The following is a 16,508-nucleotide window of genomic DNA, read 5'->3' on the forward strand; positions in this document are numbered from 1 at the left end:
ATTTGGCTGAACAGAATTACCTTACGATCATGCGCTGCTGATCGCGCTGTTCGGCATAGCTGCCCTTGTCATAGGCGGTTTGAGCCTCAAGCTGTTCCTTGGTGAAGGTCGTGTAAAGATATTTGTTGCCGTCCTTATCGGTCATGAATTTGAGATTATCCATGCCGACCGCGACCTCCTTCTCACCGATGCCGAGGAAGCCGCCGACGTCGACGATCACCGCGTCGGCCTTCTTGTCGGGCGCAAGCACGACATCGCCGATCTCGCCGACCCTGGCGTCGTTGGCGCCGTAGACAGTCGTGCCCTTCAGGTCATCGGCACGAATCTCGCCGACCGGCATCTCGGTCAACGTCGACTTGTCGATGGCGGCAGTCTGTGTCTGGTCGGGAGCCGAGGCGTCAGGGGTCGTCGCGGCCGGAGCTTCGGCGGTCTTGTCTGCCGGAGCGACAGCAGGAGCCGTGGTGTCAGAGGGCACAGCTGCCGGAGCGGTGGCCGCAGGCTCATTGGAAGCCGTCGTTGCCGGCGCCGGATCATAGGCCTTGCGGTCGAAATCCGGCTGCGCCTGCAGCTCTTCCTTGGTGGTCTGGGCGACCAGCCAGCGGTCGCCATCCTTCTCGGCCCACTGCGCCTTGGAGAAGTCATAGGTGACGTTCTTGGCGCCGAGACCAAGGAAACCACCAACACCGATGACAAGGGACTCGGCCTTGCCTTCCCTAGTCAGCACGATGTCATTGACGTCACCGATATTCTGCGCGTCGTCGCCGGTGCCGTTATAGACGTTTTCACCGATGATGTTGGTGGCAAGGTTACCATCCGCGCGCTTCACCGGTTCCGCCGGTGCGGCGTTCATGTCGGCCGGCTTTTGTGCCGTATCCGTCGTAGCGGGTGCCGTCGGTGCTGTCGCGTCGGTCGATGCGGCAGGCGCCGGGGCCGGCGCGTAGGGCTTGCTGTCGAATTCTGCCTGTGCCGTCAGCTCGTCCCTGGTCGTCGGGGCCACCAGCCAGCGGTCACCATTCTTTTCGGCCCACTGCAGCTTGCTGTAGTCGAAGGCAACGCTTTTGGCGCCGACGCCCAGAAAACCGCCGACGTCGATGACAACGGATTTCGCCTGCCCATCCTTGTCGAAGACGACGTCGCTGACCTTGCCGATGTTCTCGGCATCATCGCCGGTGCCGTTGTAGACGGATTCACCGATGATGTTGGTGACGATGCTGCCCTCTGCGCGGACTGCTGCAGCGCCTGACTCCTGAACGGCGGGGCTCTGCGCCGGCGTCGGGGTCGTCGCACTCTGCGCATAAGCGCCGGTGGCGATCAGTGTTGCGAGTGCGGTCGTGGCTAAAAGATTGCGGATCATGATAGTCTCTCCTCGTGCCTGATCTCATGCGCCGCGTCTTCGCTGGGGAAATCGGACGCGGCATCTACAGGTTCACAACGTCGTGACCAGTCTGTTGTTCCGACAAACCGCTGCCGTCCGGGAAACGAAACCACAGAAATATCGGGCCGCCGGGCAGCCCACGCGTAGCTAGGGAACCTTTCCGTCGCCGCCGCGTTTCAGCCATCGGCTGGGTGTGTCCCGGCCACTTTTCGGCTGACATGGTGGAGCGGGGCATGAAATTCGCAGCGGTGCTGAACCGGGATGGCGGCACTTTGCGCACCACCGACCTCGCCGCATTCTCCGACCGGATGCATCAAACGCTGGAAGCGGCGGGTCACTCGCTCAGCATCGAAATTGTCGCCGGCAAGGACGTGGTGGAAACGCTCGACAGCGCAGCTTCGCGTCGCTCGGTCGACATCGTGCTGGCGGGTGGCGGCGACGGGACCATTTCCGCCGCGGCTGCCCGGCTGATGGGCACGAAGAAGGCGCTAGCCATATTGCCGGCCGGCACCATGAACCTGTTCGCACGCGGGCTGGGCATTCCGCAGTCGCTCGACGGCGCGCTGAAATCCTTCGCCGACGGCGAAATCATCGCAGTGGACGTGGCGACGGCCAATGGCCAACCTTTCGTGCACCAGTTCTCGATCGGCATGCATGCGAAGATGGTGCAACTGCGCCAGAAGATGGAGTTCGGTTCGCGGTTGGGAAAGATCCGCGCCTCGGCCAAGGCGGCTTGGGCGACGATCAACAATCCACCTGCGATGAATGTGACACTCAGCATCGGCGAGGCCGAAATGGCGGCCCGCATCACCGGCATTGGCGTCACCAACAATTTGTTCGGCGAAGGCCATTTGCCCTACACCGACAATCCGGCGGGCGGCGTGCTTGGTGTCTATGTCACGGTGGCGAAGCAGCGCGCCGAACTGGTCAAGTTCTTCTTCAACGTGGCGCGCGGCAAATGGCGCGACAACGAACATGTCGAAATCCACCAGACGAACAGAACGGTGCTGAGAATCCATTCGAGCAGCCGCAAGTTTCGCGCCGTCATGGACGGCGAACTGGTCAGGCTTGACCGTGAAACGGTAATCGAGATCCAGCCTGGCGCGCTGAATGTACTGGTGCCGGCGAGCGCGGCTCAATCGAGAGCCGCCTGATGCGGTGCGTTGCATCCAACAAACCGGCTTTAACCAGCAGGAGCCTCTTCGGTGGTGTTGGGCGGTGTGGGGACATGCTGTTCATCGCTGGTTGGCGTCTTGATCAACACTCCATAGATCTCGGCAATGCCCCACGCGGCAAACACCAGAAGCAATGCGGCGATCAGGATTCGAAATCCATGCCAGCCCCATCGCCCCTGCCGGGCCTTGTTTTCTGGAATGATCTTGGCCATGCTCGATCCCTGTCTCATTCTGCACCAACTGGCGCGCTCGGCAAATCATTGTCGGGTAACGGTTCCTCGCTAGGATGGTTCCGGAAAAGCGCGTTGGCCTTGCACCGTCGCAAGCATGCGGCGGCGATGACCGGGACGAGGCAATTGGGGTGACTGGCAAGACGCAAACAGTGCCCGAGCTGCCCGCCGAAGTTGCGCGCGCAGTCAGGGATGTTGACCGGCTCGCTGTGCTGCACGGGTTGGAGATGCTGGATACGGCGGCCGACCCGGATTTCGACCGCGTCAGCAGCCTTGCCGCGGCGGTGATGCAGGCGCCGATTGCTCTGGTCACACTCGTCGACCTGGAACGGCAGTGGTTCAAATCCTGCTTCGGCCTGGACGAGACCGAAACCACGACCGACGTCTCGTTCTGCGCCCATGCGATTGCCGCCGGCGACGAGCCGATGGTTGTCGTGGATGCAACGACGGACCCCCGTTTCAAGACAAACCCGCTGGTCACCGGAAAGCACCATGTCCGCTTCTATGCCGGCGCACCGATGATCGTGGCAGGTGCCCGCATCGGCACGCTGTGCGTGCTCGACCGCGAGCCGCATGGTTCTCCATCCCGCGCCGAGCTCGACCAGTTGAAGGCGCTCGCCGGCCTCGCCGCCAGCCTGTTCACCCTCAAGGACGCAACCCGCAGCGGCACGATCGCCGAGGCCGCACTGGTTCGCGAGGAAAAACGGCGCGCCATCGCACTCGATGCGGCATCGCTCGCCAGCTGGGCATGGGATATCCGTACCGATATCATCGAATGCGACACATTGATGTCGGAGCTGTTCAACCTGCCGCGCTCCAACCGGTTGCGCGCACGCGACATCCTCACCGCCATCGATCCGCGTGACGTCTACCAGACCGAAACCCGCTTTCGCGACGCCCTGACCGGCAGCGACGACTATTTCGGCGAATACCGGGTGAAGGGCTTTCACCCGCCGCGCTGGCTCGCCACGCGCGGCCGTGTGATCGAGCGTGACGGCGACGGCAAGCCGACATTGATCTTCGGCGTCAACTACGACATCTCCGAGCGCAAGCTCGGCGACGAACGGCAACGGCTGCTGCTGCGTGAGCTCAACCATCGCGTCAAGAACACTTTGGCGACCGTCCAGGCGCTGGCAACACAGACCGTGCGCCATGCCCGCCAGCCAAGCCAGTTCCTCGAGGCCTTCGGCGCCAGGCTTCAGGCCTTGGGCATCGCCCACAATCTGTTGTCGGACCGCGAGTGGCGTGGCATCGGCATCAGTGAACTCGTCCAAATCGAGGTCAAACCTTTCGAAACGGCCGAGCAGCCGCGCATGACGATCTCCGGCGACGACCTGCTGCTGTCGCCCGACCAGGCCATCGGGCTTGGCCTGATCCTGCATGAACTCGCCAGCAACGCGCTGAAATATGGCTCGCTGTCGGTGCCGTCAGGCAGGGTCGACCTCGGCTGGAGGACGCAAGGCAGGAGGGATGCCCGGCGTCTTGTGCTGACCTGGCGTGAAAGCGGCGGCCCGCAAGTCGCTCCGCCGGATCGGCACGGCTTCGGCTCGATCCTCATTCGCCGCAGCCTTGCCAAGGTCATTTCCAGCGAAGTGACCCATGAATTCCGGCCGGAAGGCGTATTTGCCGAAATATCGATGCCCCTGGAAGATCTGTCGAAGTGACCTCCCGACAGCTCTATCTCCGCTCGCTCTCGTCCGGATCGTCGGATTTCACATTCTCGCGGTAGATGGCGTAGGCCGCGAGGGCCACGGCCGGCCCCAGAATGACGCCGAGACCGCCTTTTCCCTTAAGCAGGCTCGGCAGCACGGCGAGTGCGGCGGTGATGCCGATCGCCTTCATGTCGGCATTGCGGCGCTGCGCCCGGCGCCGGGCACGCGAGCCTGCCGATATCCGGTAGACCAGCAGGACAAGCCCGGCAAGCACCAGAAAACCGACGCCGAACCCCAGTGCCGCGGCAAGCGGCCCATAGCGCATCGCCGCCCAGATATAGGCGGCCCCGACAAGAAAGCCGAGACCGCAAAGTGCGGCGGCCATGGCGATCACATAGACGATTGCCGCCGTGCGCGCCCGGTATATGGCGGCCACGGTCTCCCCCGAGGCGAGACCCGAGATCAGGGTTGCCAGCATTCCCATCCGAAGCGACTAGCGACGCGCGATGAGTGCGAAAAGGAAGCCGACGCCGGCGGCGATCGCCAGTGACGTCACCGGCTTTTCGCGTACACTTGCCATCATCTGCGCTTCGATGTCCTTGGCATTGCTGCGCAGGCTGTCAAAGGCTGCTTCGCCCTGCGCACGCAACTGCTCGACCCCTTCCGTGGCTGCGCGGCGCGCGGTGCCATAACCATGCTCGCCGGTCTTGGCCAGTTGTTTGGTGAGCTTGTCGATGTCGGCCTTCAACTGCCTGATGTCGGCTTCCAGGTCCGCATTTGCACGGGCGTCGTTTGCGGTCTTTCCTGCGGCAGTGGCCATGGCTTAACTCCTTGTGATTGCTTGGTTTCAAACGCGCTGCCCGCCTCAAGGTTCCGGCATTGGGACAAAGTAGCCGAAAACGCATCGGCGCGCACCGGTCCGTCGGCTCCGGCAAGAGACGCTTCCTCAGATTAATGGCCGGCGCGCTTCACCCAGCCCTTCCCAGCCGGCGAGCCGCTTGAGGCCTTCATTGTCGGAGACCACGCAGCCGCCGTCGCGCCAGACGATCAGCTTGCGATCCATCAGCTTGCGGATCGTCTTGTTGGTGTGAACCAGCGACAGGCCGAGCGTATCGGCAATGTGCTGCTGCGTGATCGGTATCTGGACAGTTTGGTTGCCATTCAGTCCAACGACCTTGGCGCGGCTGCCGATGAAGGCGATGAGATAGGCAGCGCGCTCGATCGCACTGCGGCGCCCGAGGCTGAGCAGGTTCTCGTCCAGCATCCGCTCTTCACGCGATGCGATCCAGGTGATGTCATAGGCCAGCCCGGGATGATTGCGGTACAGCTCATGCAGATATTCGCGCTCGAAAACACACAGCAGCATCGGCGACAGTGCCTCTACGGAATGCTGCATCTCGCCCATCACACTGCCTTGCAGGCCGATCAGATCGCCGGGCATGAGATAGTTGAGGATTTGGCGGCGGCCGTCCCGCAACAACTTGTAGCGAAACGCCCAGCCGGAGAGCACGGTGTAGAGATGGGCGCTATGGCTTCCCTCCACCAGCACCGTGCCACCCTTTTCGACTGCGAGTTCGCCCTTCTTGAATTTGCTGATGAAGGCCAGTTCCTGTTTTTCGAAATCGCGGAAAATCGGCAACGGCCGCAATGGGCAGTTCTCGCAAGGATATTGGCTATTGTTCTGGACTGACATTTCGACCCCCTTCGAAAGCCCGCTCTTGGAGGAGCGCGTTTCCCGTTGCAAGGATTGAGATTCCGCCCGCTTGCCACATGTCTTTTTTAAATGACAGCAAGCGAATTAGCGATCATGACTCCGGCGTTTCAAGGAGTCTTTGCCTGTGCCCACATTGCTTGACGGATTGCGGATTCTGGTCCTGGAGGACGAATTTCTGATCGCCATGGATGTCGAGCAGCTTTGCCGCGACCATGGCGCCGATGAGGTGGTGATCGCCCGTGACCTGACCGAGGTCGATGGCCGCGAGGTCGCCACGCGATTCGATGCAGCCATTGTCGACTTGATGCTGGGCGGTGTCTCGACGATCGATTTCGCCTCCGGCCTGCGCGCGGCAGGCATACCTTTCGTGTTTGCGTCGGGCTATTCGGATGCAGAGGAGATCAAGGCATCGTTTCCGGGCGTCAGGCTGATTGGCAAACCCTATTCGGGTGAAGACCTCGTGCAAGCGGTCGCCGCGGCCTGCGGACGCGCTTGAGACACGATCGCGGTCAGCTTGCCGGCGAGCTCGTTACCTGGGCCGAAATTGCGTCCGGACCATACTCGTCCTCGCCTGATATTTTCAGGATCTCCTGCAAGCGCGTACGGGCTCGGCTGACGCGGCTCTTGATCGTCCCCACCGCGCAACCGCAGATCTCGGCGGCCTCCTCGTAGGAGAAACCAGACGCGCCGATGAGGATGATGGCTTCGCGTTGGTCCTCCGGCAATTGTTCCAGCGCCCCACGAAAATCCTTCAGGTCAAGCTGGCCGTGCTGAGCCGGATGAACGGCAAGCCTGGCCGTCATGATACCGTCGCTGTCCTGCACTTCGCGCCCGCGCTTGCGCATCTGCGAATAGAACTCGTTGCGCAGGATGGTGAAAAGCCAGGCCTTGAGGTTGGTGCCGGGCTGGAAGCTCTCATGCTTGTCCCAAGCCTTGACGAGCGTTTCCTGGACGAGGTCGTCGGCTTTATCGGCATTTTGAGTCAGCGACACGGCGAACGCGCGCAGACTTGGGATTGCCCCAAGCAGATCGGTCTTGAAGCCTTGGGAGACCGCGGCCATGCCTCAGTCCTTCTTCTGTGCGGGTTCAGCCTGTTCCAGCTGGCTAAGCAACTGGGAAAAGCGATCCGGCACATCGTCGGAGACCAGCGCGTCGTAATATTGTTTGAGTTTGCGTCCGATTTCGGAGTTCGGTCCAAGAGCATCACCAGAACCGTTCCGGCGCCTGCTCTCGGCGCCAGCCAGAATATCTTTCGTCATATCCTTCATTTTGCCCTTGTATTCCCAGCGCTCAAGCCGCTCTTATCATACTCAACACAACGCAAGCGGCGCCCTCGTCTGGTTGCCCATCCCGACCACAAACGCCACTCCCCGGCTTTTGTTCCGTCGAGGCGGAACTTTTTCAAAAAATCCGCGTTAACGTCAGGGCTTGCAGTCAGCTTGACCTATGCAATCACGTCATTCTGAGGGAGACGTCTTACCATGAGCTTATCCGCCACCATCGCACCACATCTGCCCTTCCTGCGCCGCTTCTCGCGGGCTGTTTCCGGGTCGCAAGAGAGTGGTGATGCGCTGGTAGCCGCGATGCTCGAGGCCATCATCGCCGATATCGAGATATTTCCCGAAGCATCGAGCGACCGCATCGCGCTGTACAAGGTTTTCGCCAAGCTGTTCACATCCGTCGCCATCCGCGTCCCGCAGGAGCAGGCGCAATCGGCGTGGGAACAGCGCACCGCCGCCAATCTGAATGCGATCGCGCCGCGGCCTCGTCAGGCCTTTCTGCTCGTGGCTGTCGAAGGCTTCAGCGAGGACGAAGCGGCTGAGATCCTCGACGTCGGCGACCAGGAGTTTTCAGAGCTGCTTGCCCAGGCGAGCAACGAGATATCCCGTCAGGTGGCAACCGACGTTCTGATCATCGAGGATGAACCACTGATCGCCATGGATATCGAAGAAATGGTAGAGAGCCTCGGGCACCGCGTCGTTGGAACGGCGCGCACCCATGCCGAGGCAGTGATGATGTTCGGCAAGACACGGCCGAAGATGGTGCTGGCCGACATCCAGCTTGCCGACGGCAGTTCCGGCATCGAGGCCGTGAACGAGATCCTGTCATCGACGTCGGTGCCGGTCATCTTCATCACCGCCTTCCCCGAGCGCCTCTTGACTGGCGAACGGCCGGAACCGGCCTTTCTGGTCACCAAGCCGTTCAATCCCGACATGGTCAAGGCGCTGATCAGCCAGGCACTGTTCTTTGACCGCCAGGCGAAAGCCGCCGCATAGTCGTGAATTGGGGAAGTGGTAATCGTGCCGCCTGATGCACGCGGGCGGCGACGGTGAAATTCCTGCGCGCTTCCTGCTTGAACGATTTGCAAGCTCGGTCTTTTTCGGCAAAGGGTGGGAACAAACCGCAGCCACCCACGTTTTTATCGCACCATTCGAAGGAGATGCATCATGCTTTACTGGGCGCTCGTATTTCTCGTCGTTGCGATCATCGCCGGCGCGCTTGGTTTCGGCGGCATCGCCGGTACATCTGCCGGCATAGCGCAGATATTGTTTTTCATCTTCCTCGCTTTCCTGGTCATTTCGCTTCTTGCGGGCCTGTTCAAACGGGCTTCATAACAACGAACGGCCGAACACTGGAAGCCGCACCCCTCAAACGGTTTCCAGCCACCGCCGGGCGGTGTCCTAAAGGACGCCGTCCGGCGGACCGTTTTTTGGCGGCGGGTTCGGGAAACCTGTTTGGAACCCATTCACCGGTGAGCCGTTCAGCCTGAATTGGGTGGACAGTTTGGCCGATGGGTTCCAGGACCAGAAACAGGAAGGACGACGTGCAAAGCGATGAAGTCATCGCCCTCCATCCTGCCGAAAGCGGCATGCAGCTCGGCCGCGCCCTTCTTCACGCGTTGCACAATGCCGGCATTTCCGTTCTCTACCAGGATCGCGAGATGAAAACCGTATGGGCGCGCAACATGCGTGCGCCCTGGGTTTCGGACACCACCGACAGCATCGGTATTCTGCCGGAGGCGCAGGCCGACCGCATCGGCGCGGCCAAGCGCGACGTCATTGCATCCGGCAACCCCCAACGTCTCGAGATCAGCGTTCCCGTCGAGGATGGCAGCCGCTGGTTTGAGGTCTGGATCGATGCCGACCACGGCGACGGCGGCACGGTGCAAGGCGTCGTCACCACAATGGTCGAGACGACCGAGCAAAAGCGCCGCGAGCAGACCCTGACGACGCTGTTGCGGGAGGTAAGCCATCGCTCCAAAAACCTGCTGGCGATCATCCAGAGCATAGCCACCCAAACCGGTCGCTACTCCGACAGCATCGGCGATTTCCTGACACGCTTTCGCGGCCGGCTGCAATCGCTGGCTTCGTCCCAAGATCTCGTGACCTCTTCCAACTGGCGGGGTGCAGCACTTCGCGAACTCGTATCGGGCCAGGTGGGCCGCTACGGCGGCGATCCGGTTCGCAGCCTGAGATTTCAGGGGGCAAACCCCTATCTCAATCCCAACGCTGCCCTGCATATCGGCCTTGCGATGCATGAACTCGCCGTCAATTCGGTGAGCTATGGCGCCCTGTCGCGGCCCGATGGATTCGTCGATGTTACAGCTAACCTGACCGCCGCCGACACGGGAACCTCCCTGTCCCTGACATGGGCCGAGGCAATCGGAGCCAGTGATGTTAGGCGTAGCGAGAAGCGCTTCGGCAGCGTCGCACTCGAACGGGTCGTGCCGACGTCGCTGAACGGAACGGCGACGCTCGAAATCGCGGCTGGCCGTCTCGAGTACCGCCTTGTCGTTCCGCACGGCAATTTCGAGACGGATTGAGCGACCCGAGCTTCCTTAACCAGCTGTTCACCATAAAAGCAGATGCTGTTTTTCCCAGATACCGCTGGAACTTGTTGCATCACCGAACATTTCCGCAGCAGGATTGCAGCATGGTGCGGGAGGAATGCCTTGACGGTTGCCGACATGAACAGACTGGAGCAGGCCGCCCGGATTTCCATGGGCGAGTTTGAGGACTCCGAGGCATCCGCGCCACCGCTGGCCCCTGTTCCCAATGGGGCCTTGCGCCTTGTCGCTGGGCCTGCTGGCCGTGATCGCGGTGGTCGCCCTGTACCAATTGGTCTGAGGCCAGCTCGTTTCGGCCGGTGACAGAATCGATTGTCGCCCTCTTACTTCCCTGCCCGGCCCAGCGAGCCAGGAACTTTGGCGAATGTAGACCGTTACTATGGCGAGAGGACTTCCCGCCATGGAACATATCGCTGCATTGCTGCTGGTCATCGGTTGCTCGAACACGATGGCCGACTGCCGTGAACTCCAGGTGCCCAGAAGCGTTTTCGCGAGCGCCGAGCAATGCGTGGCCGAACGCCCGTTCGCCTTGGGCGACGTGCAAGGGCAGGCTGACAACATCGTCGCCAAATGCCTTGCCGTCGATCCGGCGCTTGAAGACGACTATGATAAGATCGTCTGGAATGTGCGCGCCGATGGTACGCTTGACGCGTCTTTGGCAATTTCCAGCCTCGTAATGGCGTCGAACGCGGCACGCCCAGAAAAAGACTATCTTCACCAACAATAGATTGCAGCAGCAAAGGCCGTCATTTCATGCTAAATGGCAGCTGGAGCTTTACCAAGTGAGGACAAAAAGTGAGGAGTGACTCTATGCGGAAGATGATTATTGCACTGGTTGCGGTGGTTGCCGTCAGCGGCTGCACCTCGACCGAGCAGGACGTGGTTGGCGGCGGCTTGATCGGCGCCGGTGTCGGCGGCTTGGTCGGCGGCGGCAAGGGTGCGCTGATCGGCGCGGCCGTTGGTGCCGGTTCCGGCCTGCTGGTGCGCAATCTGCGCAACGGCTATTGCCAATATCGCGATCATCGCGGCCGGATCTACACGGCTCGCTGCAACTAATTCGGCGATCATCGAAACGTCGATCCGGAGGCCGGTCCGCTGGCCTTCGGATTTTTCATGTCTGGACGCTTGATCCTTTTCGGGTGAAGGTCGCGCTCAGTTGGCGAGTGGAATTTTGATTTCCACGTTCAGCCCATTGGCCTGGTAATCGCGTTTAATCGTACCGCGCAGTTCGCGCGTCACGTTGAGATCGATCAGCTTGGTGCCGAATCCGGTCTTGGCTGGCGCTTCGAGTTTGGTCTGCCCGTTTTCGCGCCAATTGAGAGCCAGCGTCCTGTCGCGCCCGCGCCCTTCGACCGACCAGTCCACTTTCAGCGCGCCGACGGAATTGCCGGCTTCGCCGTATTTCAGCGCATTCGTCGCCAGTTCGTGGAAGGTCAGGCCGAGCGCTTGCGTCGTGGTTTCGTCGAGCAGCACCTGTGGTCCCGACAACAGCTCATCGGGTAGCTCCTTGCCGAACACCTGACCCAGCTCGATGCGCAGGAGATCGCCAAGATCGGCCTTCTGCCAGCGCGAGCGCGTCAGCATATCCTGGGACGCCGCCATCGCCTGCAGCCTGGCCGAGAAGGATGCGGAAAACTCGTTGACGTCGGTAGCCCGCGACGCCGTCTGGCGCGCGATAGCCAGCACCCTGGTAATCGAATTCTTGATGCGATGCTTCATCTCCTGCAGCATCAGGTCTTTTTCGATCAGGCTCTTTTCCGTCGTTTCGTGCAATCGCGACGCTGCCTCATAGGCCCGCTCCTGATAGCGCGCCACCAGCGCGATGGCGCCCGCCAACAGCAGGCCGAACAGCCCCAGCATCACCGGAATGGCGCGCGACGACGGCTGCGAGAAGGCGCTTGTCGGCCGGAACAGGACAGTCCACGGCCGTCCGGCGACGATGATCTTTCGGGTGACCAGCAGCCTGTCGCCGAAAGTCGACGCCGGCGGCGTCTCCGACCGGAACAGCAGATTATCGCCGTTCACGGCACCATCGCCATCATAGATTTCGGTGTTGACCGGCAGCAACGGCGACCGGCTGAGCGCGGTCTGGAACAGATCGCGAGCCCGAAAGGCCGCATAGAGAAAACCGGCCGTCGAGGATCTCGAAGCATTGATGACGTCGGGAGCGGTTTCGACATTGAGCCGCACGAAAACGAAGAAGCCGGTGAACGTCTGCGCGGCGCCCGTGTCCTGGCCCAATTGCACCAGCCCGCTGGCGTGCTGCTGGTCGTTGGACATCGCCTTTTCGATCGCCACACGCCGCGCCGGTTCGCTGAACATGTCATAGCCGATGCCGGCTTGATTGGATGGATCCAGCGGTTCGAACAGCACGATAGGGGTGCGCCAGGGTTGAGTGGTATCCGGATAGATTGGATGACTGTCGCCATAATCGTGCAGCATATCGCGTTCGACCGTCGCCTCGTCGCCCGCCTTTGCCAGCCTGAGGAAGCCGATACCGCGCAAGCCGGCGAAATTCTTGTCGACATCGAGCGCGTTGAAGAACGCCTTGAACTCATTGCGAGAAATATCGCCATTGCGGGCGTCGAACAGGGCCTGCGTTGAGCGCAGCAGCGACAGATGCAGGTCGATGCGGCTCTCGATCCGGTTGAGCGCATCGTCGGCAGTCGCCTCGAACTTGATGCGCGCGGCTTCCTGCGTGGCGAAATAGGCAAAACCTGCCATCACCATGCTGATCAGCGCGACGGCGATAAAGGCGATGATCGGAAAAAGCTTCTTCAACGGATCGTGCGGTCCCTGAGCAATGTCGGACCTTTATGGGCAAGTCGCCGTGCCAACACAATGCCAAGGCCAAGCCATCCTTACGGCTGGCATATCACTTGTCCGGCAACCGCGATCTGGCTCGATCTCAGGCCGCTATCTTCAGCGCGCCCGGTCCGGGAATGGCGCCCGGCGGGCATTTGCCCAGAATGATCATCCCCAGCACCTCGTCCTGGGTGACATCGGTGGTGCGGGCGGTGCCGACGACCTGGCCGTTCTTCATGACGCAGACCCGGTCGGCAAGCTCGAACACATCGTGGATGTCGTGGCTGATCAGGAAGATGCCGATGCCGTCGGACTTGAGCTGCTTGACCAGTTCGCCGACCTGCGCCGTTTCCTGCGGACCAAGCGCCGCCGTCGGCTCGTCCATGATCAGGATGCGGGCGTTGAACAGGATCGCACGCGCGATCGCCACCGATTGCCGCTGGCCGCCCGACAGCTTGATCACCGGCTCCTTGAAGCGCTGGAACCGGGGATTGAGCCGACCCATCACCTTGCGCGCCTCGGCCTCCATGGCAACGTCGTCGAGCGTGCCCCAGGCGGTCATCAGCTCGCGGCCGAGGAACAGATTGGCGGCGGCATCGACATTGTCGGCCAACGCCAGCGTCTGGTAGATCGTCTCGATGCCATATTTCTTGGCGTCGCGTGGATTGGAGATCGATGCCTCCTCGCCGTTGACGAAGATCTGGCCCGAATCGCGCTTGTAGGCGCCGGACAGGATCTTGATCAATGTCGACTTGCCGGCGCCATTATGGCCGAGCAGCGCCACGACCTCGCCGGGGAAAAGATCGATCGAGGCGTCGTCGACGGCGCGGATGCCGCCAAACGCGATCGAGATGTTCCTCATGTCGATCAGCGCGGTGGCTGCAGGAGCAGTCTTGTCAATCATGGCATGCCCTCCTAGACGCGCTTGCGATAGACGGTGTCGAGCCACACGGCGATGACCAGTACGGCCCCGACGACGATGCTCTGCAGCGGCGAGTCGACGCCGAGCAGCACCATGCCGGACTGCAGCGACTGCATCAGCAGCGCGCCCAGCATGGCGCCGATGATCGTTCCCGATCCGCCGGCAAGCGACGTGCCGCCGATTACGGCGGCTGCAATGACCAGCAGTTCGTCGAGCGTTCCAAGCACGTTGGTGGCCGAATTCTGCCGGGCCGAGGAGATTGCCGCGGCGATCGTGGCCAGCACGCCCATGATCATGAACACCTTCATGGTGATCCAGCGCGTGTTGATGCCGGCGAGATTGGCCGCCTCGGGATTGCCGCCGATGGCAAAGACATAGCGGCCGAAGCGGGTGCGGTTGGTGATGAAGGTCATGACCAGCCCGACGGCGACCGCCATCAGCACCGGTATGGCGATACCGTGGGCGATGAACAGGCCGCCTTCGGGAAGGGTGATGTTGTTGGCGGCCGCATATCTGTTCACGATGCCGATCGGCCAGGGATAGGAATTGGCGAGCCAGACCGCGCCCATGATGGCGCCGCAGGTGACGACTCCGAGCAGCGTCTCGGCCCAGATCGGACGTAGCGGAAACCGGAAACGCTTGCGCTGCACCCGGCCGTTGAACAGCCCAAACACCACGGCGAGGCAGGCGACGATCCCGACGACCCAGCTCCAGGTCGCGCCGATCGATCCCGCCGGCCCGCCGCCCATCAGCTGAAAGGTGGCGTCGAGCGGCGCCACGGTCTGGCCTGACGTGACCCACCAGGCCGCACCGCGCCAGACCAGCAGGCCACCCAGCGTCACGATAAAGGCGGGCACTTCGAGATAGGCGATGACGAAGCCTTGAAAGGCGCCGATCAACAGGCCAAGCGCCAGGCCGATGACCAGCGCCAGGACCCAGATCCACGGATTGCCGAGTTCGAGCCCGACAAAGCGCACCAGGAAATGAACCTGAGCAAATCCCATTACCATGCCGATCAGGCCCTCGGCGGAACCGACCGACAGGTCGATGTTGCGCATGACGATGACCAGCACCATGCCGCAGGCCATGATGGCAACCGCGGATGTCTGCACCGACAGGTTCCACAGATTGCGCGGCGTGAGAAAGGTGCGGCTGTCGAAATCGAGCGGGTTGACGCCCAGGCGCAGGCTGGAAATGACATGCAGCCCAATCCAGATGACCAGCAGCGCACCGATCATGCCGAGCATGCGGGTGTCGATCTCGGTCGCCTTCAGGAACCGGGCGACGGCCCCGAGTTCCGACGCGCGCGCCGTATCGGCCTGTGGGTTGGACGTCGTATCGGTCATGATTTCCTCCCACCGACTGGCCGTCTGACGCGCATGCCGGAGCCCAGCCTAGAAGCTATCCGCATGATGCGGAAACACAAAAGTTTTTGAGAAAACGCCGCGGCTTTTGGGCCGCGGCGTTGAGAATGCAGGCACAAGCCAGCTTTTAGTTGCAGGCCGCGACGGTGCCGGCAGCGACGCCCGTGCAGACTTCTTCCTTCTTGATCCAGCCAGCGTCGATGACGAGGTTGAGATTGTCCTTGGTGATGGCAATCGGGGTCAGGAACAGCGACTTGACGGTGTTGCCGCCCGGCGTCGTGAAGTCCTTGGCGCCGGCAATGTCGCCGGTCTTCTTGCCGTCTGCGAGCTGCGAAGCGATCTCGGCGGCGGTCTTGCCGAGCTCACGCGCGTCCTTCCATACCGAAACGGTCTGCGTGCCGAGCGCGATACGGTTCAGCGCGGCGTGGTCGCCGTCCTGACCCGAGACCGGCACTGTGCCGGCAAGGCCTTGCGCCGTCAGCGCCGCGACGACGCCACCGGCGGTGCCGTCATTGGCCGCGACCACCGCGTCGACCTTGTTGTCGTTGGCGGTCAGGAACTGTTCCATGTTCTTCTGGGCGTTGGCGGGCAGCCAGCCATCCGTGTAGGCTTCGCCGACATTCTTGATCTTGCCGCTGTCGATGGCTTCCTTGAGCACTTCCATCGAGCCCGAGAACAGGAAGTCGGCATTGGGATCGGCACCGGAGCCCTTGATGAAGACGTAGTTGCCTTCCGGCTTGACCTTGAACACTTCGCGGGCCTGCATGCGGCCGACTTCCTTGTTGTCGAAGGTCAGATAGAAGACGTCCTTGTTTTCGATCAACCGGTCATAGCCGACGACCGGAATGCCTTCGTCCAGCGCCTTCTGCACCGCAGGGCCGATGGCCGAGGCGTCCTGCGCCAGGATGATCAGCGAATTGGCGCCCTGCGAAATCAGGCTTTCGACATCGGTGAGCTGCTTGCCGGGATTGGACTGCGCATCGGCGGAGATGTACTTGTCGCCGGCGGCCTCGATCGCCGTCTTCATGGCGGCCTCGTCGGTCTTCCAACGCTCTTCCTGGAAATTGGACCACGAAACGCCGACGACCTTGTCCTTCGCCTGCGCGACAGACGCGAGCGTCAGCGACATGGCGGCACCCGCCAGGATGGCGGCTGTGAATCTTTTCATATTATCCTCCCTGCGCCGCGTATGGCGCGACCAAACTGACCCGAGGGCCGGCACAGAAGCCCTATTTTTTCGAGCCTCGAAAAAACACTGGGCCAACGTCCGAACGCTGTCAACATCGATTCTGATGGATTTTGATGTCATTTCGAGTTTTTTTCGAGTCTCGGAATAAATAAATGACAGGGCGTGCAGCTTCTGCCAGTATTTACCTGCGTCACCGACAGCGTTCCAGGGCAGGAAGAACCGCGGCGACCGGGAG

The 16,508-nt window shown here is 61.6% G+C and carries 19 protein-coding genes; 8 read left to right on the forward strand and 11 right to left on the reverse strand.

All coding sequences use genetic code 11. From position 1 onward, the window contains the following. Positions 1–16 precede the first annotated feature (16 nt). Complete coding sequence (locus NKI66_RS00265; RefSeq protein ID WP_023811006.1) at positions 17–1,354, reverse strand: PRC-barrel domain-containing protein; 1,338 nt, start codon at positions 1,352–1,354, stop codon at positions 17–19. Positions 1,355–1,608: 254 nt separating this feature from the next. On the opposite strand from NKI66_RS00265, the gene NKI66_RS00270 reads away from it, so the two are divergent. Continuing rightward, positions 1,609–2,529: a diacylglycerol/lipid kinase family protein gene (locus NKI66_RS00270; protein WP_023811005.1), complete on the forward strand. Its 921-nt coding sequence runs from the start codon at positions 1,609–1,611 to the stop codon at positions 2,527–2,529. Positions 2,530–2,558: 29 nt separating this feature from the next. Here NKI66_RS00270 and NKI66_RS00275 read toward each other — a convergent pair whose 3' ends face one another. Further along, positions 2,559–2,762 carry a hypothetical protein gene (locus NKI66_RS00275; RefSeq protein WP_023811004.1) on the reverse strand — a complete coding sequence of 68 codons (204 nt, stop codon included), beginning with the start codon at positions 2,760–2,762 and terminating at the stop codon, positions 2,559–2,561. A 170-nt stretch (positions 2,763–2,932) separates the two neighbouring features. Between NKI66_RS00275 and NKI66_RS00280 the strand changes: the two genes are divergently transcribed. Beyond that, positions 2,933–4,444: a sensor histidine kinase gene (locus NKI66_RS00280; protein ID WP_031213178.1), complete on the forward strand. Its 1,512-nt coding sequence runs from the start codon at positions 2,933–2,935 to the stop codon at positions 4,442–4,444. 13 nt (positions 4,445–4,457) lie between these two features. Here the strand turns inward: NKI66_RS00280 and NKI66_RS00285 are convergent, their stop codons facing one another. The 3 genes from NKI66_RS00285 to NKI66_RS00295 form a co-directional block, all read right to left on the reverse strand. Continuing rightward, complete coding sequence (locus NKI66_RS00285) at positions 4,458–4,916, reverse strand: hypothetical protein (RefSeq protein WP_023811002.1); 459 nt, start codon at positions 4,914–4,916, stop codon at positions 4,458–4,460. 9 nt (positions 4,917–4,925) lie between these two features. After that, complete coding sequence (locus tag NKI66_RS00290; RefSeq protein WP_023811001.1) at positions 4,926–5,252, reverse strand: ElaB/YgaM/YqjD family protein; 327 nt, start codon at positions 5,250–5,252, stop codon at positions 4,926–4,928. 126 nt (positions 5,253–5,378) lie between these two features. Continuing rightward, positions 5,379–6,125 carry a Crp/Fnr family transcriptional regulator gene (locus tag NKI66_RS00295; RefSeq protein WP_023811000.1) on the reverse strand — a complete coding sequence of 249 codons (747 nt, stop codon included), beginning with the start codon at positions 6,123–6,125 and terminating at the stop codon, positions 5,379–5,381. A 205-nt stretch (positions 6,126–6,330) separates the two neighbouring features. On the opposite strand from NKI66_RS00295, the gene NKI66_RS00300 reads away from it, so the two are divergent. Then, a complete protein-coding gene (locus tag NKI66_RS00300; protein ID WP_050592687.1) occupies positions 6,331–6,642 on the forward strand; it encodes a response regulator in 312 nt (103 codons plus the stop codon). 13 nt (positions 6,643–6,655) lie between these two features. Here NKI66_RS00300 and NKI66_RS00305 read toward each other — a convergent pair whose 3' ends face one another. Continuing rightward, positions 6,656–7,207, reverse strand: coding sequence for an RNA polymerase sigma factor (locus NKI66_RS00305; RefSeq protein ID WP_013529285.1), 552 nt, complete (start codon positions 7,205–7,207; stop codon positions 6,656–6,658). 3 nt (positions 7,208–7,210) lie between these two features. Continuing rightward, positions 7,211–7,414 (reverse strand): NepR family anti-sigma factor, encoded by a 204-nt coding sequence (locus NKI66_RS00310; RefSeq protein ID WP_023810998.1) that lies wholly within the window; start codon positions 7,412–7,414, stop codon positions 7,211–7,213. A 213-nt stretch (positions 7,415–7,627) separates the two neighbouring features. Between NKI66_RS00310 and NKI66_RS00315 the strand changes: the two genes are divergently transcribed. The 5 genes from NKI66_RS00315 to NKI66_RS00335 all read left to right on the forward strand — a co-directional run bounded on the left by NKI66_RS00315 (position 7,628) and on the right by NKI66_RS00335 (position 11,049). Continuing rightward, the gene (locus tag NKI66_RS00315) at positions 7,628–8,422 is read left to right on the forward strand and encodes a response regulator (RefSeq protein WP_023810997.1); all 795 of its coding nucleotides are present in this window, start codon (positions 7,628–7,630) and stop codon (positions 8,420–8,422) included. Between the two features lie 171 nt (positions 8,423–8,593). Next, positions 8,594–8,761: a DUF1328 domain-containing protein gene (locus NKI66_RS00320; RefSeq protein WP_013529282.1), complete on the forward strand. Its 168-nt coding sequence runs from the start codon at positions 8,594–8,596 to the stop codon at positions 8,759–8,761. Between the two features lie 176 nt (positions 8,762–8,937). Beyond that, entirely contained in the window at positions 8,938–9,969 is a 1,032-nt protein-coding gene (locus NKI66_RS00325) for a sensor histidine kinase (RefSeq protein WP_352750502.1), read from the forward strand. A gap of 424 nt (positions 9,970–10,393) precedes the next feature. Continuing rightward, positions 10,394–10,720 carry a hypothetical protein gene (locus tag NKI66_RS00330; protein WP_023810995.1) on the forward strand — a complete coding sequence of 109 codons (327 nt, stop codon included), beginning with the start codon at positions 10,394–10,396 and terminating at the stop codon, positions 10,718–10,720. A gap of 83 nt (positions 10,721–10,803) precedes the next feature. Beyond that, entirely contained in the window at positions 10,804–11,049 is a 246-nt protein-coding gene (locus NKI66_RS00335) for a YMGG-like glycine zipper-containing protein (RefSeq protein ID WP_023810994.1), read from the forward strand. 96 nt (positions 11,050–11,145) lie between these two features. Here the strand turns inward: NKI66_RS00335 and NKI66_RS00340 are convergent, their stop codons facing one another. The 4 genes from NKI66_RS00340 to xylF form a co-directional block, all read right to left on the reverse strand. Next, positions 11,146–12,774 (reverse strand): CHASE domain-containing protein, encoded by a 1,629-nt coding sequence (locus NKI66_RS00340; protein WP_023810993.1) that lies wholly within the window; start codon positions 12,772–12,774, stop codon positions 11,146–11,148. A gap of 127 nt (positions 12,775–12,901) precedes the next feature. Continuing rightward, positions 12,902–13,702, reverse strand: coding sequence for an ATP-binding cassette domain-containing protein (locus NKI66_RS00345; protein WP_023810992.1), 801 nt, complete (start codon positions 13,700–13,702; stop codon positions 12,902–12,904). A gap of 11 nt (positions 13,703–13,713) precedes the next feature. Continuing rightward, on the reverse strand, positions 13,714–15,066 hold the full coding sequence (locus NKI66_RS00350) for a sugar ABC transporter permease (RefSeq protein WP_023810991.1): 1,353 nt from the start codon (positions 15,064–15,066) through the stop codon (positions 13,714–13,716). A 145-nt stretch (positions 15,067–15,211) separates the two neighbouring features. Next, positions 15,212–16,252: a D-xylose ABC transporter substrate-binding protein gene (gene xylF / locus NKI66_RS00355; protein WP_023810990.1), complete on the reverse strand. Its 1,041-nt coding sequence runs from the start codon at positions 16,250–16,252 to the stop codon at positions 15,212–15,214. Positions 16,253–16,508 lie beyond the last annotated feature (256 nt).

This window comes from Mesorhizobium sp. M0518 (genome assembly GCF_040321125.1).
Taxonomy (GTDB): domain Bacteria; phylum Pseudomonadota; class Alphaproteobacteria; order Rhizobiales; family Rhizobiaceae; genus Mesorhizobium.

Coding starts and splice junctions, on each gene's coding strand:
- NKI66_RS00320 (WP_013529282.1), top strand. CDS start 8,594: ATGCTTTACTGGGCGCTCGTATTTCTCGTCGTTGCGATCATCGCCGGC.
- NKI66_RS00295 (WP_023811000.1), bottom strand. CDS start 6,125: ATGTCAGTCCAGAACAATAGCCAATATCCTTGCGAGAACTGCCCATTG.
- NKI66_RS00335 (WP_023810994.1), top strand. CDS start 10,804: ATGCGGAAGATGATTATTGCACTGGTTGCGGTGGTTGCCGTCAGCGGC.
- NKI66_RS00315 (WP_023810997.1), top strand. CDS start 7,628: ATGAGCTTATCCGCCACCATCGCACCACATCTGCCCTTCCTGCGCCGC.
- NKI66_RS00350 (WP_023810991.1), bottom strand. CDS start 15,066: ATGACCGATACGACGTCCAACCCACAGGCCGATACGGCGCGCGCGTCG.
- NKI66_RS00275 (WP_023811004.1), bottom strand. CDS start 2,762: ATGGCCAAGATCATTCCAGAAAACAAGGCCCGGCAGGGGCGATGGGGC.
- NKI66_RS00310 (WP_023810998.1), bottom strand. CDS start 7,414: ATGAAGGATATGACGAAAGATATTCTGGCTGGCGCCGAGAGCAGGCGC.
- NKI66_RS00345 (WP_023810992.1), bottom strand. CDS start 13,702: ATGATTGACAAGACTGCTCCTGCAGCCACCGCGCTGATCGACATGAGG.
- NKI66_RS00290 (WP_023811001.1), bottom strand. CDS start 5,252: ATGGCCACTGCCGCAGGAAAGACCGCAAACGACGCCCGTGCAAATGCG.
- xylF (WP_023810990.1), bottom strand. CDS start 16,252: ATGAAAAGATTCACAGCCGCCATCCTGGCGGGTGCCGCCATGTCGCTG.
- NKI66_RS00325 (WP_352750502.1), top strand. CDS start 8,938: ATGGGTTCCAGGACCAGAAACAGGAAGGACGACGTGCAAAGCGATGAA.
- NKI66_RS00300 (WP_050592687.1), top strand. CDS start 6,331: ATGGATGTCGAGCAGCTTTGCCGCGACCATGGCGCCGATGAGGTGGTG.
- NKI66_RS00330 (WP_023810995.1), top strand. CDS start 10,394: ATGGAACATATCGCTGCATTGCTGCTGGTCATCGGTTGCTCGAACACG.
- NKI66_RS00285 (WP_023811002.1), bottom strand. CDS start 4,916: ATGGGAATGCTGGCAACCCTGATCTCGGGTCTCGCCTCGGGGGAGACC.
- NKI66_RS00265 (WP_023811006.1), bottom strand. CDS start 1,354: ATGATCCGCAATCTTTTAGCCACGACCGCACTCGCAACACTGATCGCC.
- NKI66_RS00270 (WP_023811005.1), top strand. CDS start 1,609: ATGAAATTCGCAGCGGTGCTGAACCGGGATGGCGGCACTTTGCGCACC.
- NKI66_RS00305 (WP_013529285.1), bottom strand. CDS start 7,207: ATGGCCGCGGTCTCCCAAGGCTTCAAGACCGATCTGCTTGGGGCAATC.